Genomic DNA, 18,324 nt, shown 5'->3' on the forward strand with positions numbered 1-18,324 from the left:
AACCCCGAACCACCCTAAAACCGCGTATGCCACGCCGTGCCAGTCTTAGTCACGTCCACAATCAATTGCTGATTTCGACCAGCAAAATTAGATGCACGAGCCTTATCCGCCATACGCTTACAAACAAGACAATCACGCTCCCAACCCGAACCATGCCGACCATCACGAACCCGATACCGCCAACGAGTAGTACGAGACTGCCAAGGATGCCCATTAGCACAACAAGGCTTACCCTCAATCGTCACCGGATCACGATCAGGCGCAATCAAAGTTTTCAACGTACCACTAGCCATCACGCATCACACTCTTCCATGCCAGGAAAAGGCACATCAGAAAAAGAGCCAAAAGAATCAGATACAGACGGCTGAAACGGGGCGAGTAGTTTTTCAATATCTTCACGCCGAAAAAACCGCCTGCCAGAAGGCAAACGGACAGAAGGAATCTTTCCTTCACGCGCCCACCGCAGCAAAGACTGTGTAGAAGTCTCAGGCAAAATTGCAGCAGCCTCAGCAGAGGAAATTAATTCAGACATATTCAATATCTCTCAATTCGTTTAGTTTTACTCAACTAATTAAGAGAATATTATCGGTGATGAATATTTGTCAATCTCAGCTAATTGATTTTAACTAAACTATATTATATAATATAGACATGATTATTACAGATAATTTCATTCAAACAATGACAGTTGATCAAATCATTAGCGAGCGAGTTAGCCTCTGGCTTCGACGGCGCGGGCTGATGCAAATGCAACTTGCTGACACCCTTGGAATTACGCGCAGTGCTATTTCTCTTAAAATTTCAGGCAGAACAGGTTGGTCGGTCACTGACCTTGTGAAAACTGCTGCGTTTCTCGATCTCGACATTGAAGATCTCTTACCGAATGAGTCGGTTGCTTTTGAAAAAGCAAAATCCCCGAACTCTTACGAGTCCAGGGATCTTGTATCAGTTGCGGAGACAGGATTTGAACCTGCGACCTCCGGGTTATGAGCCCGGCGAGCTACCGAACTGCTCCACTCCGCGTCGGCTCTATTACTTTAATGGTATTCCTCAGCGAAATGCAAGACAGCTCGTGGTGCCTTTCCTCACGTGCTGCGTTTATCATATTTTGCACAACCGCAACACGTGAGGAATACACATCTCAGAGCTCACCCCTTACTTCCCACGCTGAGCTGCTACCGCATCCTTAATTGCCTGCGCTAACTTCTCCTGCGCTTTTCCATACGCAGCCCAATCACCAGTCTTTCTCGCAGCTTCACTCTCAGAAATAGCAGCCTCAGCATTCCGCAACGCCACATCAAGTGAAGAATTCCCGCCAGCAGGAGCCGGCACAGCAGGAGCCGCAGGAGTAGCAGTTCCCTGATCGCCCGCATCACTTCCGGCACTATTTGGAGCCTTCACTGCCCCAGAGCTGCCAGTATCAGCTGCACCGCCAGCATCCGCATTGATCGGAGCTTCCTTATCTCCCGCTATCGCCGCATCGCCAGCTTGCACTCCAGAGTCGCCGCCAAAGACTTTATCAAGTGCCTGATCAAGCGTCGGTGCGAATCCAACCTTATCTCCGAAAAGTGCCAGCACATATTGCAATGTCGGATACTGCGTACCAGTAGCAGCCTGCACATAAATTGGCTGTACATAAAGCAACCCGCCGCCAATTGGCAAGGAAAGCAAATTTCCTTCACGCGTATTCGTACCGCCTTGACGCAGCAAGTTCAGCGCCTGCGAGACATCCGGATTTGCCAACATCGTATTCTTAGCCTGACCCGGTCCTTCAACCGTCAGATCACGTGGAGTCTCAAGAAGCCGTAGTTTCCCATACGAATCAGAAATCTTTCCAGTTTGTGAACCAGCATTAGAATCTGCCGCCAAGAAGCCCGTCATCACATTACGCTTGGTATTTCCACCAGGAATATACGACGTAGTAAGCGAGAATGACGCCTGCTCTTGCCCTGGCATTTGCAAAGTCATGTAATACGGAGGCTGCGCTGGCGCATTTTCCTTTTCCTTACTACCCGAGTTTGGATCGGTCGGAACCTGCCAGAAATCACCACCAGAGTAGAAAGACTTCGCATCCTGCACGTGGTAGCGCGCCAGCAAAGTGCGCTGCACTTTGAATAGATCCTCAGGATAACGCACGTGCGCAATCAAATCTCCCGGCATTTTCGCAAGTTCAGTTACCTGCCCAGGGAAAATCTTCTTCCACGCATTAATAATCGGATCTTCCCGATCCCACTGGAATAACGTCACGGAACCGTCATAAGCATTCACAATCGCTTTCACCGAATTCCGAATATAGTTGATCTGCTTTGGCGCGTTTAAGCTCCGCCCGCCGCGAATACCACCCGAAAGTGAATCCGCAGTGGCTTCTTGCAGTGTCTCACGCGCAGAGTATGGGTAATTATTCGAGGTGGTGTAACCATCAATGATCCACACTAACTCCTTCGGTGTAGCAGGGTCATCATCAAGATCAACTACTGCTGGCACAGCCTTTGAATCCAATGTGAGATAAGGTGCAACCTTTGCTACACGCTGATGCGGATCACGGTCAAAAAGAATCTGAGAACTTGTAGTAACACGATCAGAGAAGAACAATTCTGTGGAGCGGAACTTGATCGCATACATCAGCTTCGCGAAAACATTCGAAATCTTTGGTCCACCGTCTCCCTGATAAGTGGTATTCACCTGCCCATTTGGCGCCTTATCATCTGGATAATCAAGCTCCCACGGTTCGGCCGTCTGCGGTGCCCCCACGATGGAATATGATGGCGAATTTTGCCCGAAATAAATCCGCGGCTCATATTCACCCATCTCGCCAGAACTCGGGATACCAGACTCCCAGAAAGCCGGATCGCCCTTTGTCGTGACGGTATTACCATAAGCCGCTACCACCCCGAAACCATGCGTGTAGACGGTATGATCATTCACCCATGAACGCCGTGAATCGTCCAGACCATCCAGGTTCAATTCACGCATCGCGATCACAGTATCACGCATTCGCCCGTCAATTTCATAACGATCTACAGAAAGCCGATCAGTGAACTGATAATACTGCCGGTTTTGCTGCAATTGATTAAATGATGGTGAAACGATCGATGGATCAAGCAGACGAATCTGCGCTGCCGTCTCGGAATCCTGGCGCAACTGCCCGCTCTGAGCTTCAGTCCGTGCCGCGTACTGCTGAGTTTCAACCTCATCAATGCCATACGCCTTGCGGGTTGCATTGATATTACGCTGAATATACTCAGACTCAAGTTCAGCCGCATTCGGATCAACTTGGAAATTCTGCACTAGGAACGGATATAGCCCAGTAAGCACAAGATTTGCGGCAACAGTAGCCGCCACACCAACCACTGCCGGCTTCCACGAATTGCGGAATGCGGCATAAACAAATAGCGCCGCAACCAACAAAACGGAAATCGTCAAGATCGTTAAGCCCGGCTTTGCAGCATTAATATCGGTAAAGCTTGCTCCTGCAAAACGGGAATTATTGCCGAGCAAAAGATCATAGCGTGCAAGCCAGAATTGCGCACCCACAGCCACTGTAAACAAAGCGGCAAGGATCCCGGTATGGATCGCGGCACGCCGACTCACCCGCAATTTACCTTTTCTAAAATCAATATCTTCTTTTGACCAGTATCCAACCACGGCAACTACCAAAGATAGCGCAAGCGCAATGAATACAAAATAAATCACTTCATGAAGTACTGGCAAAGTGAACACATAAAAGGACACATCTTTCCCAAATTCTGGGTCAATTTCCCCGAAAGGAGTGGAATTAAACCAAAGTAAGAGCTCACGCCATTTCAATCCAAGCTGACCACCAAAAAAGATGCTCAAAACGGAGATCCCGATCCAGATAAATGCGCGGCTGAAAGTACTCTCACCACTCTTGTGTGGCATCTTTGGACGATTCGGAGCAGCAGCACTGAACTGACTTTGAAATTGTGCACTGAGATTAGCGAAGATCGAATCGGCATCATCGATTTTCGCTTCATGCACTTTCGATGCAGACGGCTTATCGTCTGCATCTTTCCGCTTCGGCTTAGTATTGCGCAAATTGGCTTTACCAGCAGCCGTCTTCCCGCTGAAAGCAATTAATACCGAAACCGCAAGAATACAGAAGAGCGTGACGATTCCGATTGCAGCAATTCCGAGGAATGCCCCGTAATGGGTCCAGAAAACCCGTACTGCCTGAATTTGTTCAAACCATTTCAGTTCTGTCCAGAAGCGGGAAAAGAGCACCAGGAACATCAAAATAATGGCGAGCACGCCTAGCATGATGCCAAAGGCGCCACCTTTTAATCCGCCTTTTTGCAACTTTTGGCTATTTTTCTTACCTTTTCCTGAAGGATTTGGTTTTGCAGACGAATGTGATTTATCAGCAGTACCCAATCTCCTGACCTCCTTTGGTTGATCAATTCAAGATGCAATTCGTTTAGCAAAAGGCTATCAGATGCCAAGCATCACAGCAGATTTTGCCAGCTGAAAGCGAATCCCGACCAAGCAAAATACCCACAAATCATTTGTGCGTTGAAATTTGAATCCGTAATCTAGCACCGCAAACCCACATCGCGCGCTCAGCTGCAAAGAGAAATCTTTCAGAATACCTATTCCGCTCTAGATGCGTAGCTAAGATCCACAACTGTGGATTTTCGCTACGCTCCAATTGCACGCGGTGTTAATTTCATGATGTTTGCATCGAAGAGAAAACATCCCAGCCAATTTCGCATCAGGCTAACAGAATTCTTCGCAACAAAGAATCAGCCGCACTAAAAATCCGTGCCGCGCAGAAAGGGCAAAAATGCAATTAAATTCGGGACTCGGCATTTATTGGAGCAGCCTGAGCCATGCACAAATCGGTATCGATCCGCGAATAGCTCAGTGTTTAATCGGATTTTCCAAATCAGAAATCAGATTGATCGAAGCTCTAGTACATACACGCACCCAAGCCGAACTGGCCCTGTTTGCAAAGAAAAATGACGTGAGTGAAAATCGTTTGCATCAAATCCAGAAATGGCTGCACCATTTATCCTTCATTGAGCCAGCAATTCCCGATCAACAGCACCCGCTACTATTCCCCGAATATCAAGCACACTGGCGAATTTATGGGCATCTGCCACACTCACGGCAGCAGATGCAGATCACGATCCCGAAATTAGATTGGATCAGCACAGAGATCACTCTCTCTTTAGCAGCAGCTGGCGTCAGAAATTTCACGCTTCTCGACACTTCGATCTCAGGTCCGCTCTCCCATCCGATCTTTCAGAATGAATGCCTCGGAATGCGGAAAAATCTTGCATTAGCCAGCTATCTGCGCGCAAATTTGCCGCAAATGCAAACAGTTTCACTGACAGAATCAAGTTTGCAAAGCGATTTTCCGCAACGCTCCCTAACACATCTTGCAATTATCACCGGCCACCACGGCATAGATCCGCTCCTGATAAATAGATATCTTGGTGCGCAAATCCCAGTACTGGTCGCAACCATCGGCGAAATTGATATCACTGCCGGTCCTTTTCTGATCCCACAAATAGGCCCGTGCGGAATGTGCTTGGCATACTACCGTCAAGATATCGACGAAAATTGGGCCGCATTAGCACCGCAAGCGGCCGCCTTGAAACGACTCCCAATCCCACTGGCGAGCGCAAAATTAGCAGCCAGCTTCCTCTTCCGCGCTGCCCTTGAATATCTTGACACCTACAATTTCGCAAATTCTGCACGCTCCCGTGATCAAGTGCGCAAAACAGCAGAAAATCCTGACAATCACTGCACGCTCTTTGCAAAAGCTTGGAAGATTCCACCCATTCCCGAACTTCCACAATTGATGCCGCTCACGCGCCATCCAAAGTGTCGCTGTCATTGGTTTGCCTCAAATAACCAGGTGAAAACGATTACTGACATGCCGCGCGATACAGGCGAGAGCGGCTGAAATCGAAAAATAGAAAATCTCAAAAGACCCAAAAATATGCGAAAATAATCAGTATGAATGATTCAAATGATCCCGCCCTCTCCCCGCAGACACAAGCCTTACGTGATGCCACAATTGAAATCGAGCAATATGTAGCAAAAGCTGGTTGGGATGCGCCAATCCGGATCTTTGCCTTAGTCAACGTGCAAAAAGCCCTCGCGGCAAATCCGGAATTAGCAAAAGAGCTGAGCGCAGACGAGAATCTCGCAGCCACACACCTAGCTACAGCGCACACGCTCTTTTCCGTAGAACAAGAAGGTCTGCCTGCTGCAGATTCAATTACAGAATTACTCGGTCAGATTTATTGGCCAGCAGATGTAGACGGAGTGGCGATCAGTGTAGAACGTGTAATTTTACCACCCTCAGCCGAAGTTGAACTGCCAACTGATGAGCAGGCAGCAATGAAAATCCTGCAAGCCCACCCCCAACGGCAAGATGTGCGCATGGTTGCCGCGTTGATGCGCGATGGCGCTACCTGGGGCGCGTTGCGGATGCGTGATCACGATCGGGATGAATTAGTACTTTCCGGCGCTGAGCTGCTTTCAGGTCTTTGTGCTGCTCTTGAAGTTACTTTTACGCAGCTACCTGAAGCGGAGAACCCTGAAAAGTAACCGGCAAGCTTCCGCCGATGAGCGATCTCCTTCTGCCCGGCAAATAATTATTTCGCAGCTTGCGTCACGGCATTTGCTGCTGCCTTAAGATGCACCAGCCACGTCTTTACATGTTCGTAACCCGGCAGTATCGCCTGCAGCGATTGCTTTCACTACTTTGATTGATTCATCTGTAGAACGGACTGCCCAGATGTTTAATCCGCGCGGTTCCATACCAATAGTTTCCCCACAATTTTCTGCGGGCGCGAGAAAATCCGTAGCTCCTGCTTTCGCAGCTCCACGTAGCTTATGCACGATCCCGCCAATCGGCCCAACATCACCATCCCAGGCAACAGTGCCGGTGCCAGCAATTTTTGCTTTTCCGCCCAAACTTCCAGGGGTGAGCAGATCGTACAATGCAAGCGTGAACATATTTCCTGCGCTTGGTCCGCCAATGCCTTCTACAATGTACTCAACTTTCCCCGGAATCTTCACATTTTCGACGGTGATCGCCACACCGAGAAGCGAACCAGGATGCACCCAACCGGTATTATCAGGAGGATATGGAAGCGTCGCAAATTCAACTATTTTACGCTCTCCTGCACGCTCAATTTCCAGTTTGACCCTGCTCTTAGGAGGTGTCCGGTCAAGTATCTGCGCAAGCTCATAATGCGATTTTATTGGCGTGAGCTTCGCATCAGTTACCGTCGCATGCCCCGAGTTTACACCGATCGCCCGAATCACATCCCCCGGCTGGAGTACTTTTCCTGACGGTTTTTTCTGATCCACGCCCACCACAGTGACATCCATCTGCACCGCAAAACCAGCAAGTTCAAAGGCAAGGAGTGCCGCAGAATCCTGCGAATTAGCCATTAGTTGATTATTTTGCGCTGCTACTTCATCCGCACTGACTTCGGGCGGATAAAATGCACGTAATGGAATCAGCTGCCAATCGCCCTTCAGTAGCGCCGCTAAGGCTTGCGCTCCTGGCACACCTTGAGTTGGTGCACCCCAGGCCGAGACGGTAGTCATGAACAGCTTCGTCTCGCTTGGCTCGGTTGGCACACCACTGATCTGCACAATCGGTTTCCCGTCAATATCTGAATTAACATTAATTGCCGGTCCCGCCGTCTGCACTAAAAAACTCGAAGGCAAGAACATTGCAAGCAACACGAAAATACAAAAGCAAATTCCAGCCAGAATCGTGCGCCCAGTGTGTGAGCAAGCCAGTGTACGGAGCGATACCGGATGTGTTTTCCCTACTCCAGCCTTAACTTCCGATACCGACACCGCAAATTGTGCATTTTCTTCCACAGACACCGCAAAATCCTTTTCTGAGTCTGGAATATCGCAAGTTTGCAGCAAATTATTCGACGCAGGTTGCGGCTTTCTAAAATCACGTGAATCTTCTGGCGCAAAACGCCGTCTGCGGAAAAACATTCCTGCTCCTCACTGATCCGCTGCAGCATGAAACTATAGGGCAGCCATAGTTCACTGCATCGCGCTTCGCACATTCATGCAGAAGCGATCCATCTAAACCAATTTTCCAAACTGAGCATAAGAATACATCGCATCACTCCAAACTATGTATCGCTACACATGATGCAGTCGGGAAGATTCGCTAAGTGCTAAACTGTGGGCACATTAGACTTCAGATTGTGGCAGATTCACACAACCCGATACGCTAATGATAAATAATGCAGGAGGATTCGATGAGTGAAGCGCAAAATGGTGCACAAAGAAATGATGACGAAGGCGATTTCGCTGAATTAGAGCAAACTTTACGCTCAATTCTTGGCGATAAAGCTGCTGCGGAAATCATTTCCGCAATGCGTGATAAAGGATTAAATTCTGCTGCTTCCCCGTTCGGTCTGCCCGGAATGCCTTTTCTCCCGGGGATGGATTCGATCCAAGGAATGCCGCATATTTTTACCGGCGAAAATTTCACGGTAATTTCACAGCAAATTCAGTCGATGCTTGGTGCTGACGGCAAAGGCCCCGTAAATTGGAAAATCGCAGAGGAAGTTGCACGGCAGACGGTAGTCCAGAAAAACCTGGATTCACTTTCAAACGCAACAGCTGACGAAGCTCGCAATGCGCTGCGTACTGCTTCACTCTGGCTTGATGCCGCAACCGAATTTGGACCCGTCACCGGCACTAATATGGCATGGAATCGGCTCGACTGGATCGCTCATTCATTACCTACTTTCAAACGTCTGATGGATCCAGTAGGCGCACATATCACTGCCGCGATTTCACGATCGATTAAAAATCAGCTTGCAGATGCCCCTGAAGAAATGCAGCAAATGCTTGGAATGATGGGCGATCCGGCAGCGCTTCTCGGTTCTGCAATTGGTTCAGTTTTGGGGATCCAATACGGCAGCGCATTAGCTCAGCTGGCAAGTAATTCTTTTGGCACATCGGATACCGGGTTGCCATTGATGGAGGCTTCCACAGCGGCTCTCGTGCCGACTAATATTGCAAATTTTGCAAAAGATCTCGAAATTGATGCGAGTGAAGTATTAGCATATATCGCCGTGCGTGAACTTGCTGCTGCCCGACTCTTTACGCATGTGCCTTGGCTGCGTACCCGGATTCTTGACACAGTTGCCGAATATGCACCCGGGATTGAAATCGATACTGAGGCGATCGAGGAAAAGGTCCGCGAGATGACTTTCGAGAACCCACAATCAATGGGGCAAATCGATCTTACCGATATCTTTGCGCTTGAGATTTCACCATCACAACAAGAAGTTTTGAATCGTTTAGAGCATCTCATTTCTTTGGTTGAAGGCTGGGTCAGTGAAGTTTCAGCACGCGCGGTAGCACCGCATTTACCGAACGCAATGGCTTTGCGGGAAATGTTTGCGCGGCGCTACGCTACCGACAATCCGGCAAAGGGTGTGTGGGAGATGCAATTAGGGATGGAATTAACACCCCGAAATATGCGTGCTGCCGTCACTTTCTGGCAGCTTGCTGAAACACACTTAGGAAGCGCTGAGCGGGATGCGCTGTGGAATCACCCCGATTTACTGCCGAGCGCAGCAGCGCTCAACGGAGATATCACAGCATTTTTCCAGGATGCTCCAGCTAACGATATCTCTGCTGAGCTTGATTCTTTCCTGGCTGATTTATTTAACGAATCAGCAAAACCCGCAAATTCGGATCCAGCAGCGGATCCAGACACACAAAAACCGGAAGACGACACCACAACGGATTAATCCACACGTGCCGTTGCACGTACACAAAATTACGTGCAACAAAAATTGCAGGCGCAGTCCACTGCAAAATATCAGCGGACTGTGCCTGCGCTTTTTCGCTCAGCATTTCCACAAACGGGAATCACCCCCGATTGCATAAAAAATGAACCGCTGACCAGATACTATTTGAGCAAGCACTCAAAGTTGTGGGGCAGCAAAATAGAGCTGCATTGACGTGGCCTGGATCCGAGTCACTGCTCCGGCTCGATAAATTGGCAGCTGCTCACGCGGCTCTTCCCAATTTGAATCCCACACAAGACGATAATCCACACCTCGCCCAGGCGCTAAACGCAGTTCTGTATCAGCGATCGACCCATTTACAATTAATAACGCGTCTACGTCTCCGCCCTTCCCGGAGCGAAGCATCTGAATTGTGCGGACACCTCCATCAAACCATTTATAATCAGCAAGCTGGTTCCCAAACGCATCGAACCATTCAAGATCCCGAATCCCGTCTTCCCCGATCTCGCCAGTATAAAAACAGTTCGGACGCAACGTAAGATGCTCCCGACGCAAACGCAAAAGATATGCGACAGTAGCATACATTTGTTGCGAAATCTTTGATCCATCCCATGCAAGATACGAGATTGCACTATTTTGGCAGTAGGCATTGTTATTGCCATGCTGAGTTTTATAAACTTCATCGCCAGCAGTGATCATCGGTGTGCCTGCGGAAAAAATCAATGTGCCAAACAAATTCCGCACACTTTTGCGTCGAGATTTCTCAATTTGCGGGTCAGCTCCGCCTTCCATCCCGTGATTCCATGAAGCATTATTATCTGAGCCGTCACGATTATCTTCCAGATTAGCTTCGTTATGTTTATAGTTATACGAAACCAAATCGCGCATTGTGAATCCGTCATGTGCCGTCACAAAATTGATTGACGCATACATCCCACGTCCACCTGGTGTGATTCCGTGGCTGAAAAGATCTGCAGAACCAGATAGCCGGGTGGCCAAATCGCGCATATCACTACCTGCACCACCATGCATGATCTGCCCTGGCTCGCTGACCCAAAAAGCCCGAACACTATCCCGGAAACGATCATTCCAATCCGCACACGGAGTCGAAAAATTCCCGGTCTGCCAGCCGTTTGGCCCGAGATCCCAAGGCTCATTGATCAGCTTTACACCGCTCAATATCGGATCAGTAGCCATTGCTGCATACAACGGATGATGCTGGTTGAAATTATCCCCTTCGCGCCCAAGCGTGACGGCAAGATCGAATCGGAACCCGTCCACACCAATTATTTCCACCCAATAACGTAAAGAATCGAGCGTTAATTGGAGGACGGGAAGCCTGCGGAAATCTAATGAATTTCCGCACCCGGTAGTATCTACCAATTGCCCAATTTGCCGTGAACTGTGACGGTAATATGAGGTGTTATCAAATCCGCGTAGGGATAGTGTCGGACCGTCCGCACCTGCTTCACAAGTGTGGTTGTAGACTACATCGAGAAGCACTTCAATACCGGCTGCATGCAAATTTTGAATCGCAGTTTTCAATTCCGCAATGACGGCTTGCGGCCCTTCACTCTGGGCTTTTGCGGTAGCATAACTTGATTCTGGCGCAAAGTACGAAAGCGTGTTGTAGCCCCAATAGTTTTCAAGATTCTTCCGCACCAGGAATGGTTCAGAAAATTTTGCATGGATCGGCAGCAGTTCGAGCGCCGTTATTCCGAGATCCTGCAAATACTTGATTGTAGCCGGATGCCCGAGCGCTGCATATGTGCCACGTATTTCTGCTGGCAAAGAGCTAAAATTTCGCGTTAAACCAATCACATGCGCTTCATAAATCACTGTTTTGCGCCACGGTGTGCGCGGGAATGTGGGCGGGGCAGGCGTATCTGCGATTACTACTCCCAGCGCCGCGTATGGAGCAGAATCGCGTTCATCGCGTGCCGCCAGATCAGTGTATTTTCGTTCTTCTAAACTTTCACTGCACATCTCAGTGCTACTTGGGGCAGGATCAGTTTGCACCGTAAGCTGCTCATAATTTTGGTAGGCGTAAATTGCTTGATGCAGCTGCGGCATTTGCCCAATTGCACGCGCATACGGATCAAGCAGCACTTTCGCCGGATTATGCAGCATTGAGATATTGCGATCCCATTTTCCGTGCACCCGGTAGCCGTATATTTGCCCTACTTGTACGCCGGGAATATGCCCAGCCCAGATATTTTGGAAGCCGCGCACAAGCGGATAGCGCTTTTCATGCATTTTTCCAGTTTGTGGGTCTGGATCAAATAGGCACACTTCAACTAGTTGTGCATTTCCAGCACGGACGGCAAAATCTACTCCGTCTCCGATAATCCACGCTCCAAGACGAACTGGCCGAGCCAATGGCCCATTTCGCATCTCGTCATTTGTGTGTTCGGAATAGTGCACAGATGATGGCGCTACGCCGTTAGCATCACTCAGAAAAGCATTTTGCATTTACGAATCAGCCTCGGTCTTTCAGTTTGCGAAGATGCAGATATTCACCTTGCAGGAAGAACATATGATGGCTCATAAAATCGTGCCTCCAGGCGAATCTGCTGGTGAAAGAATTTTTCAAACAGTTTTTCTCCGCTAATTCTGACAGTTTTTACACTTTTTTGCACCCGCATCATGCAAAAATTTTGATTTTGCAAGAAAAATCCATTTTTCTTGCAAATAGCGCGATAATATGTGCCGGAGGGCGAGAAGAAAAATCATCGCCGCAGCTGATGCAAATTTTCCACAGTTGCGAATTTACGTTATTTCGCTTCACAAATCATGTACTATCGCGAAACCGACCGATGCTGCCGATAGAATCAAATGCAGACAAACCACTGCCAGCCAAAAATTTCATGCCATTTTGGCAAATTAGCAGTCGAATCCAAACTAAAGAAATTGGAAGTATCGTGATGACGGATTTTGCACAAGTGCTGCAAACGCAACTCGACCCAGCCCAACTCGCAGTTGCCCATACACTACGCGGCCCGCTATGCGTGCTCGCAGGGGCAGGAGCAGGAAAGACGCGTGCGCTCACATACCGGATCGCCAATGCTGTACATCGTAAAATTGTGACTCCGCAAAATATTTTAGCGCTCACATTCACTACCCGTGCCGCAGGTGAAATGCGTAGTCGGCTAAGGCAAATCGGAGTTACTGGGGTACAAGTAAAAACATTTCATGCCGCTGCTCTCGCGCAACTAAACTATTTTTGGCCCACTGCCATCGGCGGACGCGTGCCAGAGCTGAAGGAAAATACACTGGCTTTAGTCTCACAGGCTGCCGCCAGATTGAATCTTCCCACGGATACACCTACGATTCGTGATTTGCGGGATGCAATCGCCTGGGCAAAGGTGCAGCTGATCACGCCTGATACGTATCCGTCCCGCGCTCTTGCCGCGGGCCGAGACGAAATTGCTGCGCAAAAAAGTGCAGCTATTGCGCGTCTGATGATTGCTTATGAAGAGCTGAAAACTGAACGCGGCGTAATCGATTTTGAAGATGTGATCCTGATCCTGATCGGATTATTGGTAGACCGTCCAGATATCGCCAAACAAATTCGCGCACAATACACGTACTTTGTGGTTGATGAATTTCAAGATGTCTCGCCGATGCAGCACCGGCTCTTACAACTTTGGCTCGGGCAAAATAAAGATCTCTGTGTAGTTGGGGACGTTTCGCAAACCATCTATTCATTTGCCGGAGCAAACTCTGAATATCTCGCAAATTTTGCCGCTTACTGGAGCGGCGCAAAACAAATCGTACTCAACCGCGATTACCGCTCCACACCGCAAATTGTGGAATTAGCCAATAAAACAATCGGTAAATCAACTACCGCTCTTGCCCAATCGCATTCCCAACCGCAGCCGCCAAATCGAAACTCAGCCGCAGCGGGAGCTGTATTTTTAGTATCCGCCCGCGCTGCCGGCCGCCCTGTTAGTTTTCAGGATTATCAAGACGATAATGCGCAAGCCGAAGGAATTGCGCACAAAATCAGCGAACTACACAAAAAGGGTACTCCGCTAAAAGATATTGCAATCCTATATCGCACGAATACTCAATCCGCAGTATTTGAAACTGCGCTCAATGCAGCTGGTATTTCATATACGATCAAAGGTGGGAAACGTTTCTTTGAACGTCCGGAAGTAATTAACGCAATGGTCTCGCTGCGAGCAGGAGCACGCGTAAATCCTGCAGCTGATGTTACCGAATGCCTTAATGACGTGCTCTGGCAGATGGGCTGGCGAAAAGAAGCCCCTGCAAGCCCAGGTGCAAGCCGCGAGCGCTGGGAATCCTTAGATGTACTTCGCCAGATGAGTGAAAAGTTTCGCGCCGAATCCGCGTTGGAACGTAAAAATGATTCCACAACCGCAAATACGAGCGTGCAGGCCTTCATTGATTATCTTGCAGAACATGCAAAATTTGAGATGGAACCACAGCTTGCATCTGTTACTCTCAGTTCACTGCACAGTGCAAAAGGTTTGGAATGGCCAATCGTATTTCTTGCCGGGGTGAATGAGGGGCTTTTACCAATTTCATACGCTAAATCTCCGTCCGAAATCGAGGAAGAAAGACGCCTCTTCTACGTCGGTATCACACGGGCAGCTGATGAACTATATCTCTCTTATTCCAAAGCTAATTTGAATGGAAAGAAGCGAAAAGCTTCGCAGTTTCTCGCTCCGCTTTGGCCACGCGAAGTATCGTCAGCTACGCAAAAGCGGATCACAGCAAAAGTGGATCACCACAAGTTTGTGTCGGAGCATCCCGCAGATCTTGCCCTTTATGAGGAATTGCGGCAATGGCGGGCGCAGCTTGCAAAAACTGCAGAAAAGCCACCGTACACGATTTTTCCCGATACCGTGCTGCGCAGAATTGCGATCAATAAACCCCGTTCGCTCGACGAATTACGCTTGATTAAAGGTATTGGCAGCCTAAAGCTCTCTCGCTACGGATTAGCATTATTAACGCTTGTAAATGATTTCTTGGATCAAAAATCGTCATAAAGCGTTTTTGCTCCGCAGTTAAGGCGGCTAAGATATGAAGGGAATTGCGCGAAATTAGTTTTTCCCCGCGCTTTAACTACAATCATTTAAGAGATACAAAAGGAAGCATGAATCCATGAGTTCTCAGAACGTTCAAGATGCTCTTGAAAATTCCACTTCAGACGCATCACTTGCGCATGCGCGCAAAGTTAGTGCCAAAATCAAGGAAGCCTTAAAAGAAAACGCAAACGAATTCCGAGTGCTTACTGGAGATCGCCCAACTGGGAATCTCCATATTGGGCATTATTTCGGCTCGCTGCGCAATCGTGTCGCGCTGCAAAAAGCCGGGGTAGATACCTGGATTTTGATTGCAGATTATCAAGTCATTACTGACCGCGATAATGCCGATTCAATTCGCACCCGGGCATATTCGCTCCTTGCTGATTATCTTGCAATCGGACTTGATCCGGAAAAAACCACAATCTTCGCACATTCACAAGTGCCCGAATTAAACGAATTGATGTTGCCGTTCCTGTCTTTAGTGACGGATGCGGAACTTCGGCGAAACCCTACAGTAAAAGCAGAATTTGAGGCAACTAACGGCCGTCCAATGTCAGGGCTCTTACTTACGTATCCGGTGCATCAGGCCGCAGATATCCTCTTCTGCAAAGCAAATATTGTGCCCGTCGGAAAGGATCAGTTACCGCATTTAGAGCAAGCGCGAGTTATTGCTGACCGCTTTGAAGCCCGTTATGGTCACGGTTCGCTCCCTGGCCCGATCTTCCGTCGTCCCCAAGCTCTGCTTTCCGAGGCGGAATCTGTGCTTGGTCTCGACGGTACAAAGATGAGCAAATCACGCGGGAATACGATTGAAATCGGGATGAGCGCTGACGATACCGCAAAGCGAATCAAAAAGGCCGTCACTGATTCTGAACGTTTTATTACATACGATCCAGAAAATCGTCCTGAAGTAGCAAACTTGTTGCTGCTTGCAGCAATGGCCACCGGCGGTGATCCAGAAGAAATCGCAGCTGAAATCGGCAATGGCGGGGGCGGTACTTTGAAGAATCTCGTAACGGAAGCGATCAATGAACATTTCGCACCAATTCGGGAACGGCGGGCGGAGCTTACCGCCAATCCAGATTATCTTGCGCAAATCTTGCATCAGGGGATCGCGAAAGCTCGCGCACAAGCGCAAGAAACACTACGTGAAGTACATACTGCGTTAAATATGGCTTACTAAAAGTAAATTTTTCATGCAGAGATTGTATTGCGCGGGTCTGCACCTCCTGATTTTGATGTGCAGACCCGCGTAGTTTTAATTTGCAATCGGATGGTGTGCCGTCAAAGATCCTGGCGTCAGCGGTAAGAACGTGTATCCTTGCGCGAGAGCCCAATCCAAAAATTCTGGAATCGCATCCACTGTATAACCGTGGCTATCGTGGCAAAGCACATTTGAAACCCGCTTCCCCTGCACACCTTGTTTCATTGCCGCCAATACACTTTCTTTCGTAGCTGCAGCCGAAGCATCTCCGCTGGATACATTCCAGTCAAAATAGACGTACCCTTTTTGTGCTGCTTGCTGCACTAAACGGCGCATGATCCCTGGCGAATATTTCCGACTAACGGTATTTGAGCCTCCACCAGCAAAGCGTAATAACCGTGTATCTTTTCCGGTCTGTTCACGAACCACCGCCGCAATTTGCTCGATATCAGCCCAAAACGCAGCATCAGATGCATAAATCTGCGCATAATCATGTGTATATGTGTGTACACCAATTGAGTGCCCTTCACGTGCTGCGCGACCAATCATTTCACGTGGAGCAGTACCGGTAACAAAGAATGTGACGGGCACATTCCGGGCTTTCAAAATATCGAGCAACCGAGCCGTATGCACACTCGGCCCATCGTCAAAGGTCAAATAAATAACTTTATCTTTTCCAGCAGCTGGATCTACCACATCTGATTTCGGAGGAATTACTTTTACTTTCTGGATTTGCGTTGCAGTGTTTCCACTCGCGTCAGTAACTTGATACTTCAATTCATATTCGCCAGGCGCATCTGGATTGACACTACCTGCAATATGCACCTTCGCAGTGAGATCTCCATCAACGTTGTCAGTAGCGGTGAAAGTCTCGCCCCATTTCGCTGCATGCATCAATTCCACCTGCGCACCATGCGCAAGTTTGATCTCCGGAGCCTTCGTATCTTTTACTTCCACGATCCGCTTTGCCGTGCTGCTCATCCCATATGCCTGCGCCGTATATTCGATCTCGTATTCGCCTAGTTTCTCAGCGTCAACTTTTCCGTGCGTAGCGATTGGAAGATCCGTACCGATAAATTTGAAGATTGACCCGCGATAAGCAGCGCTTGCTCCCGGATCATCCCATTTTTCTCCGTATTCCACCGTCATTCGCTGCGCACCATGCAGCTGCACCGTGACGATCCATTTATTGAGGAAAAATACCGCAGCGAGTGCAACAATAAATACAAATATCACACCAAGCAATATCCAAAATATTTTCTTTTGCCGCATTTTCATCTTCGCTCCTGGAAAAGTTTCGACTGTTTTTCGTTATTCCAATCTTTTAAGCAATCTTAGTACGCATCTCATGCGATTAGATATATTCGTCTGAAAATCCTTCTGATCGCAATAAATTTTGCACATTTTTCGGATCCTGCAGCATTGGATCATCCACGATCACTACAGCTAATCCAGCAGCCCATCCGGAAATAATTGCTTGCAAGCAGGCGCTGCTATTACGCACGCTCAGCGCAGTTCGTGCCCGATCAGCGTCGATCGCAAGCAGCATTCCCGCTGGTAAATCATGCAGCTGCGCTACCGGCAGGATAAATTGCATTGCATTTGCATCGTTACAGCATTCCACGGCAAGCATCACATCAGCTTGCCCCAACACTTCCGCTTGCCCGTCTAGCACTCCCGACGGCAGCTCACCGTTCCACGAAAATGCGAGACTATGCAAATTCAGTGCGATGATCTCCCCCGCAAAATCTGTAAGAATTTGTGGGGATAACTCGCTCAACCAAAATTCAGGACGGTCGGTGAGTAATACGTCTACAGATTGCAAAAAATCCTGCGGATCCACAGCCGCAGAGCCGTCAGCAGCAAATGCTTCTGCCGTTCTTGCGGAAATCCGTGTTGGCCAAAACCGCACCTGGGCTCCGATCAGCAAGGCACCCATCGCCCATAATGAGCTCTTCCAGTGTGGCGGCAAATCAATACCGATACATGTATCTGGCCCCAAATCACATTCCATTGCGAGATAATTAGCGATTTTTGCCAGGTGGTTTGCACAGACCTTTCCCGAAAGTTCAATCCGCTCAATACCGCCTTGCATGCCATACCATGTGAGGGCCGGAGCGGTGCCTTTCAAATTGAGAAAGTCAAGTATTTTTGGGGAGTGTGAAGCTTGGTGCAGAAACAATGTAATTTCCTCTTTCGTCTTGACATTGGACGTCTTACACGCGTGTAATTTACATAGTATGTTTTTCTGACGAGAGGTATCCACATGTGGCAAGAAGCTGCGGTC

At 48.6% G+C, this 18,324-nt stretch carries 12 protein-coding genes and 1 tRNA gene; 5 read left to right on the forward strand and 8 right to left on the reverse strand.

Features of this window, described 5'->3' with window-relative positions:
- Positions 1–14 precede the first annotated feature (14 nt).
- The 4 genes from J2S36_RS03970 to J2S36_RS03985 form a co-directional block, all read right to left on the reverse strand.
- Positions 15–296 (reverse strand): hypothetical protein, encoded by a 282-nt coding sequence (locus J2S36_RS03970; protein ID WP_309955794.1) that lies wholly within the window; start codon positions 294–296, stop codon positions 15–17.
- The gene (locus tag J2S36_RS03975; RefSeq protein WP_309955795.1) at positions 293–532 is read right to left on the reverse strand and encodes a helix-turn-helix domain-containing protein; all 240 of its coding nucleotides are present in this window, start codon (positions 530–532) and stop codon (positions 293–295) included. The genes J2S36_RS03970 and J2S36_RS03975 overlap by 4 nt, the downstream gene beginning before the upstream one ends.
- A gap of 417 nt (positions 533–949) precedes the next feature.
- Positions 950–1,023 (reverse strand) — tRNA-Met (locus tag J2S36_RS03980).
- Between the two features lie 132 nt (positions 1,024–1,155).
- The gene (locus J2S36_RS03985) at positions 1,156–4,392 is read right to left on the reverse strand and encodes a UPF0182 family membrane protein (RefSeq protein WP_309955797.1); all 3,237 of its coding nucleotides are present in this window, start codon (positions 4,390–4,392) and stop codon (positions 1,156–1,158) included.
- A gap of 409 nt (positions 4,393–4,801) precedes the next feature.
- On the opposite strand from J2S36_RS03985, the gene J2S36_RS03990 reads away from it, so the two are divergent.
- A complete protein-coding gene (locus J2S36_RS03990) occupies positions 4,802–5,929 on the forward strand; it encodes a hypothetical protein (RefSeq protein WP_309955799.1) in 1,128 nt (375 codons plus the stop codon).
- 53 nt (positions 5,930–5,982) lie between these two features.
- Positions 5,983–6,579: a PPA1309 family protein gene (locus J2S36_RS03995; RefSeq protein ID WP_309955801.1), complete on the forward strand. Its 597-nt coding sequence runs from the start codon at positions 5,983–5,985 to the stop codon at positions 6,577–6,579.
- 84 nt (positions 6,580–6,663) lie between these two features.
- On the opposite strand, the gene J2S36_RS04000 is transcribed toward J2S36_RS03995, so the two are convergent.
- Positions 6,664–7,998, reverse strand: a complete 1,335-nt coding sequence (locus J2S36_RS04000; protein WP_309955803.1) for a YlbL family protein — start codon at positions 7,996–7,998, stop codon at positions 6,664–6,666.
- A gap of 272 nt (positions 7,999–8,270) precedes the next feature.
- Here J2S36_RS04000 and J2S36_RS04005 point away from each other — a divergent pair, with 272 nt between their 5' ends.
- On the forward strand, positions 8,271–9,779 hold the full coding sequence (locus J2S36_RS04005) for a zinc-dependent metalloprotease (RefSeq protein ID WP_309955805.1): 1,509 nt from the start codon (positions 8,271–8,273) through the stop codon (positions 9,777–9,779).
- A 177-nt stretch (positions 9,780–9,956) separates the two neighbouring features.
- Here J2S36_RS04005 and glgX read toward each other — a convergent pair whose 3' ends face one another.
- Positions 9,957–12,251, reverse strand: a complete 2,295-nt coding sequence (glgX, locus tag J2S36_RS04010) for a glycogen debranching protein GlgX (RefSeq protein ID WP_309955806.1) — start codon at positions 12,249–12,251, stop codon at positions 9,957–9,959.
- A gap of 395 nt (positions 12,252–12,646) precedes the next feature.
- On the opposite strand from glgX, the gene J2S36_RS04015 reads away from it, so the two are divergent.
- Complete coding sequence (locus tag J2S36_RS04015; RefSeq protein WP_309955808.1) at positions 12,647–14,794, forward strand: ATP-dependent DNA helicase UvrD2; 2,148 nt, start codon at positions 12,647–12,649, stop codon at positions 14,792–14,794.
- A gap of 115 nt (positions 14,795–14,909) precedes the next feature.
- Positions 14,910–16,016, forward strand: coding sequence for a tryptophan--tRNA ligase (trpS, locus tag J2S36_RS04020; RefSeq protein ID WP_309955810.1), 1,107 nt, complete (start codon positions 14,910–14,912; stop codon positions 16,014–16,016).
- Positions 16,017–16,091: 75 nt separating this feature from the next.
- On the opposite strand, the gene J2S36_RS04025 is transcribed toward trpS, so the two are convergent.
- The gene (locus J2S36_RS04025; RefSeq protein ID WP_309955812.1) at positions 16,092–17,315 is read right to left on the reverse strand and encodes an immunoglobulin-like domain-containing protein; all 1,224 of its coding nucleotides are present in this window, start codon (positions 17,313–17,315) and stop codon (positions 16,092–16,094) included.
- Between the two features lie 76 nt (positions 17,316–17,391).
- On the reverse strand, positions 17,392–18,219 hold the full coding sequence (locus tag J2S36_RS04030) for a TIGR03089 family protein (protein WP_309955813.1): 828 nt from the start codon (positions 18,217–18,219) through the stop codon (positions 17,392–17,394).
- Positions 18,220–18,324: the final 105 nt, after the last annotated feature.

The organism is Arcanobacterium hippocoleae (genome assembly GCF_031456295.1).
Classification (GTDB): Bacteria; Actinomycetota; Actinomycetes; order Actinomycetales; family Actinomycetaceae; genus Arcanobacterium_A; species Arcanobacterium_A hippocoleae.

Coding starts and splice junctions, on each gene's coding strand:
- J2S36_RS04000 (WP_309955803.1), bottom strand. CDS start 7,998: ATGTTTTTCCGCAGACGGCGTTTTGCGCCAGAAGATTCACGTGATTTT.
- J2S36_RS03975 (WP_309955795.1), bottom strand. CDS start 532: ATGTCTGAATTAATTTCCTCTGCTGAGGCTGCTGCAATTTTGCCTGAG.
- glgX (WP_309955806.1), bottom strand. CDS start 12,251: ATGCAAAATGCTTTTCTGAGTGATGCTAACGGCGTAGCGCCATCATCT.
- J2S36_RS04025 (WP_309955812.1), bottom strand. CDS start 17,315: ATGAAAATGCGGCAAAAGAAAATATTTTGGATATTGCTTGGTGTGATA.
- J2S36_RS03995 (WP_309955801.1), top strand. CDS start 5,983: ATGAATGATTCAAATGATCCCGCCCTCTCCCCGCAGACACAAGCCTTA.
- J2S36_RS03990 (WP_309955799.1), top strand. CDS start 4,802: ATGCAATTAAATTCGGGACTCGGCATTTATTGGAGCAGCCTGAGCCAT.
- J2S36_RS04005 (WP_309955805.1), top strand. CDS start 8,271: ATGAGTGAAGCGCAAAATGGTGCACAAAGAAATGATGACGAAGGCGAT.
- trpS (WP_309955810.1), top strand. CDS start 14,910: ATGAGTTCTCAGAACGTTCAAGATGCTCTTGAAAATTCCACTTCAGAC.
- J2S36_RS04015 (WP_309955808.1), top strand. CDS start 12,647: ATGCCATTTTGGCAAATTAGCAGTCGAATCCAAACTAAAGAAATTGGA.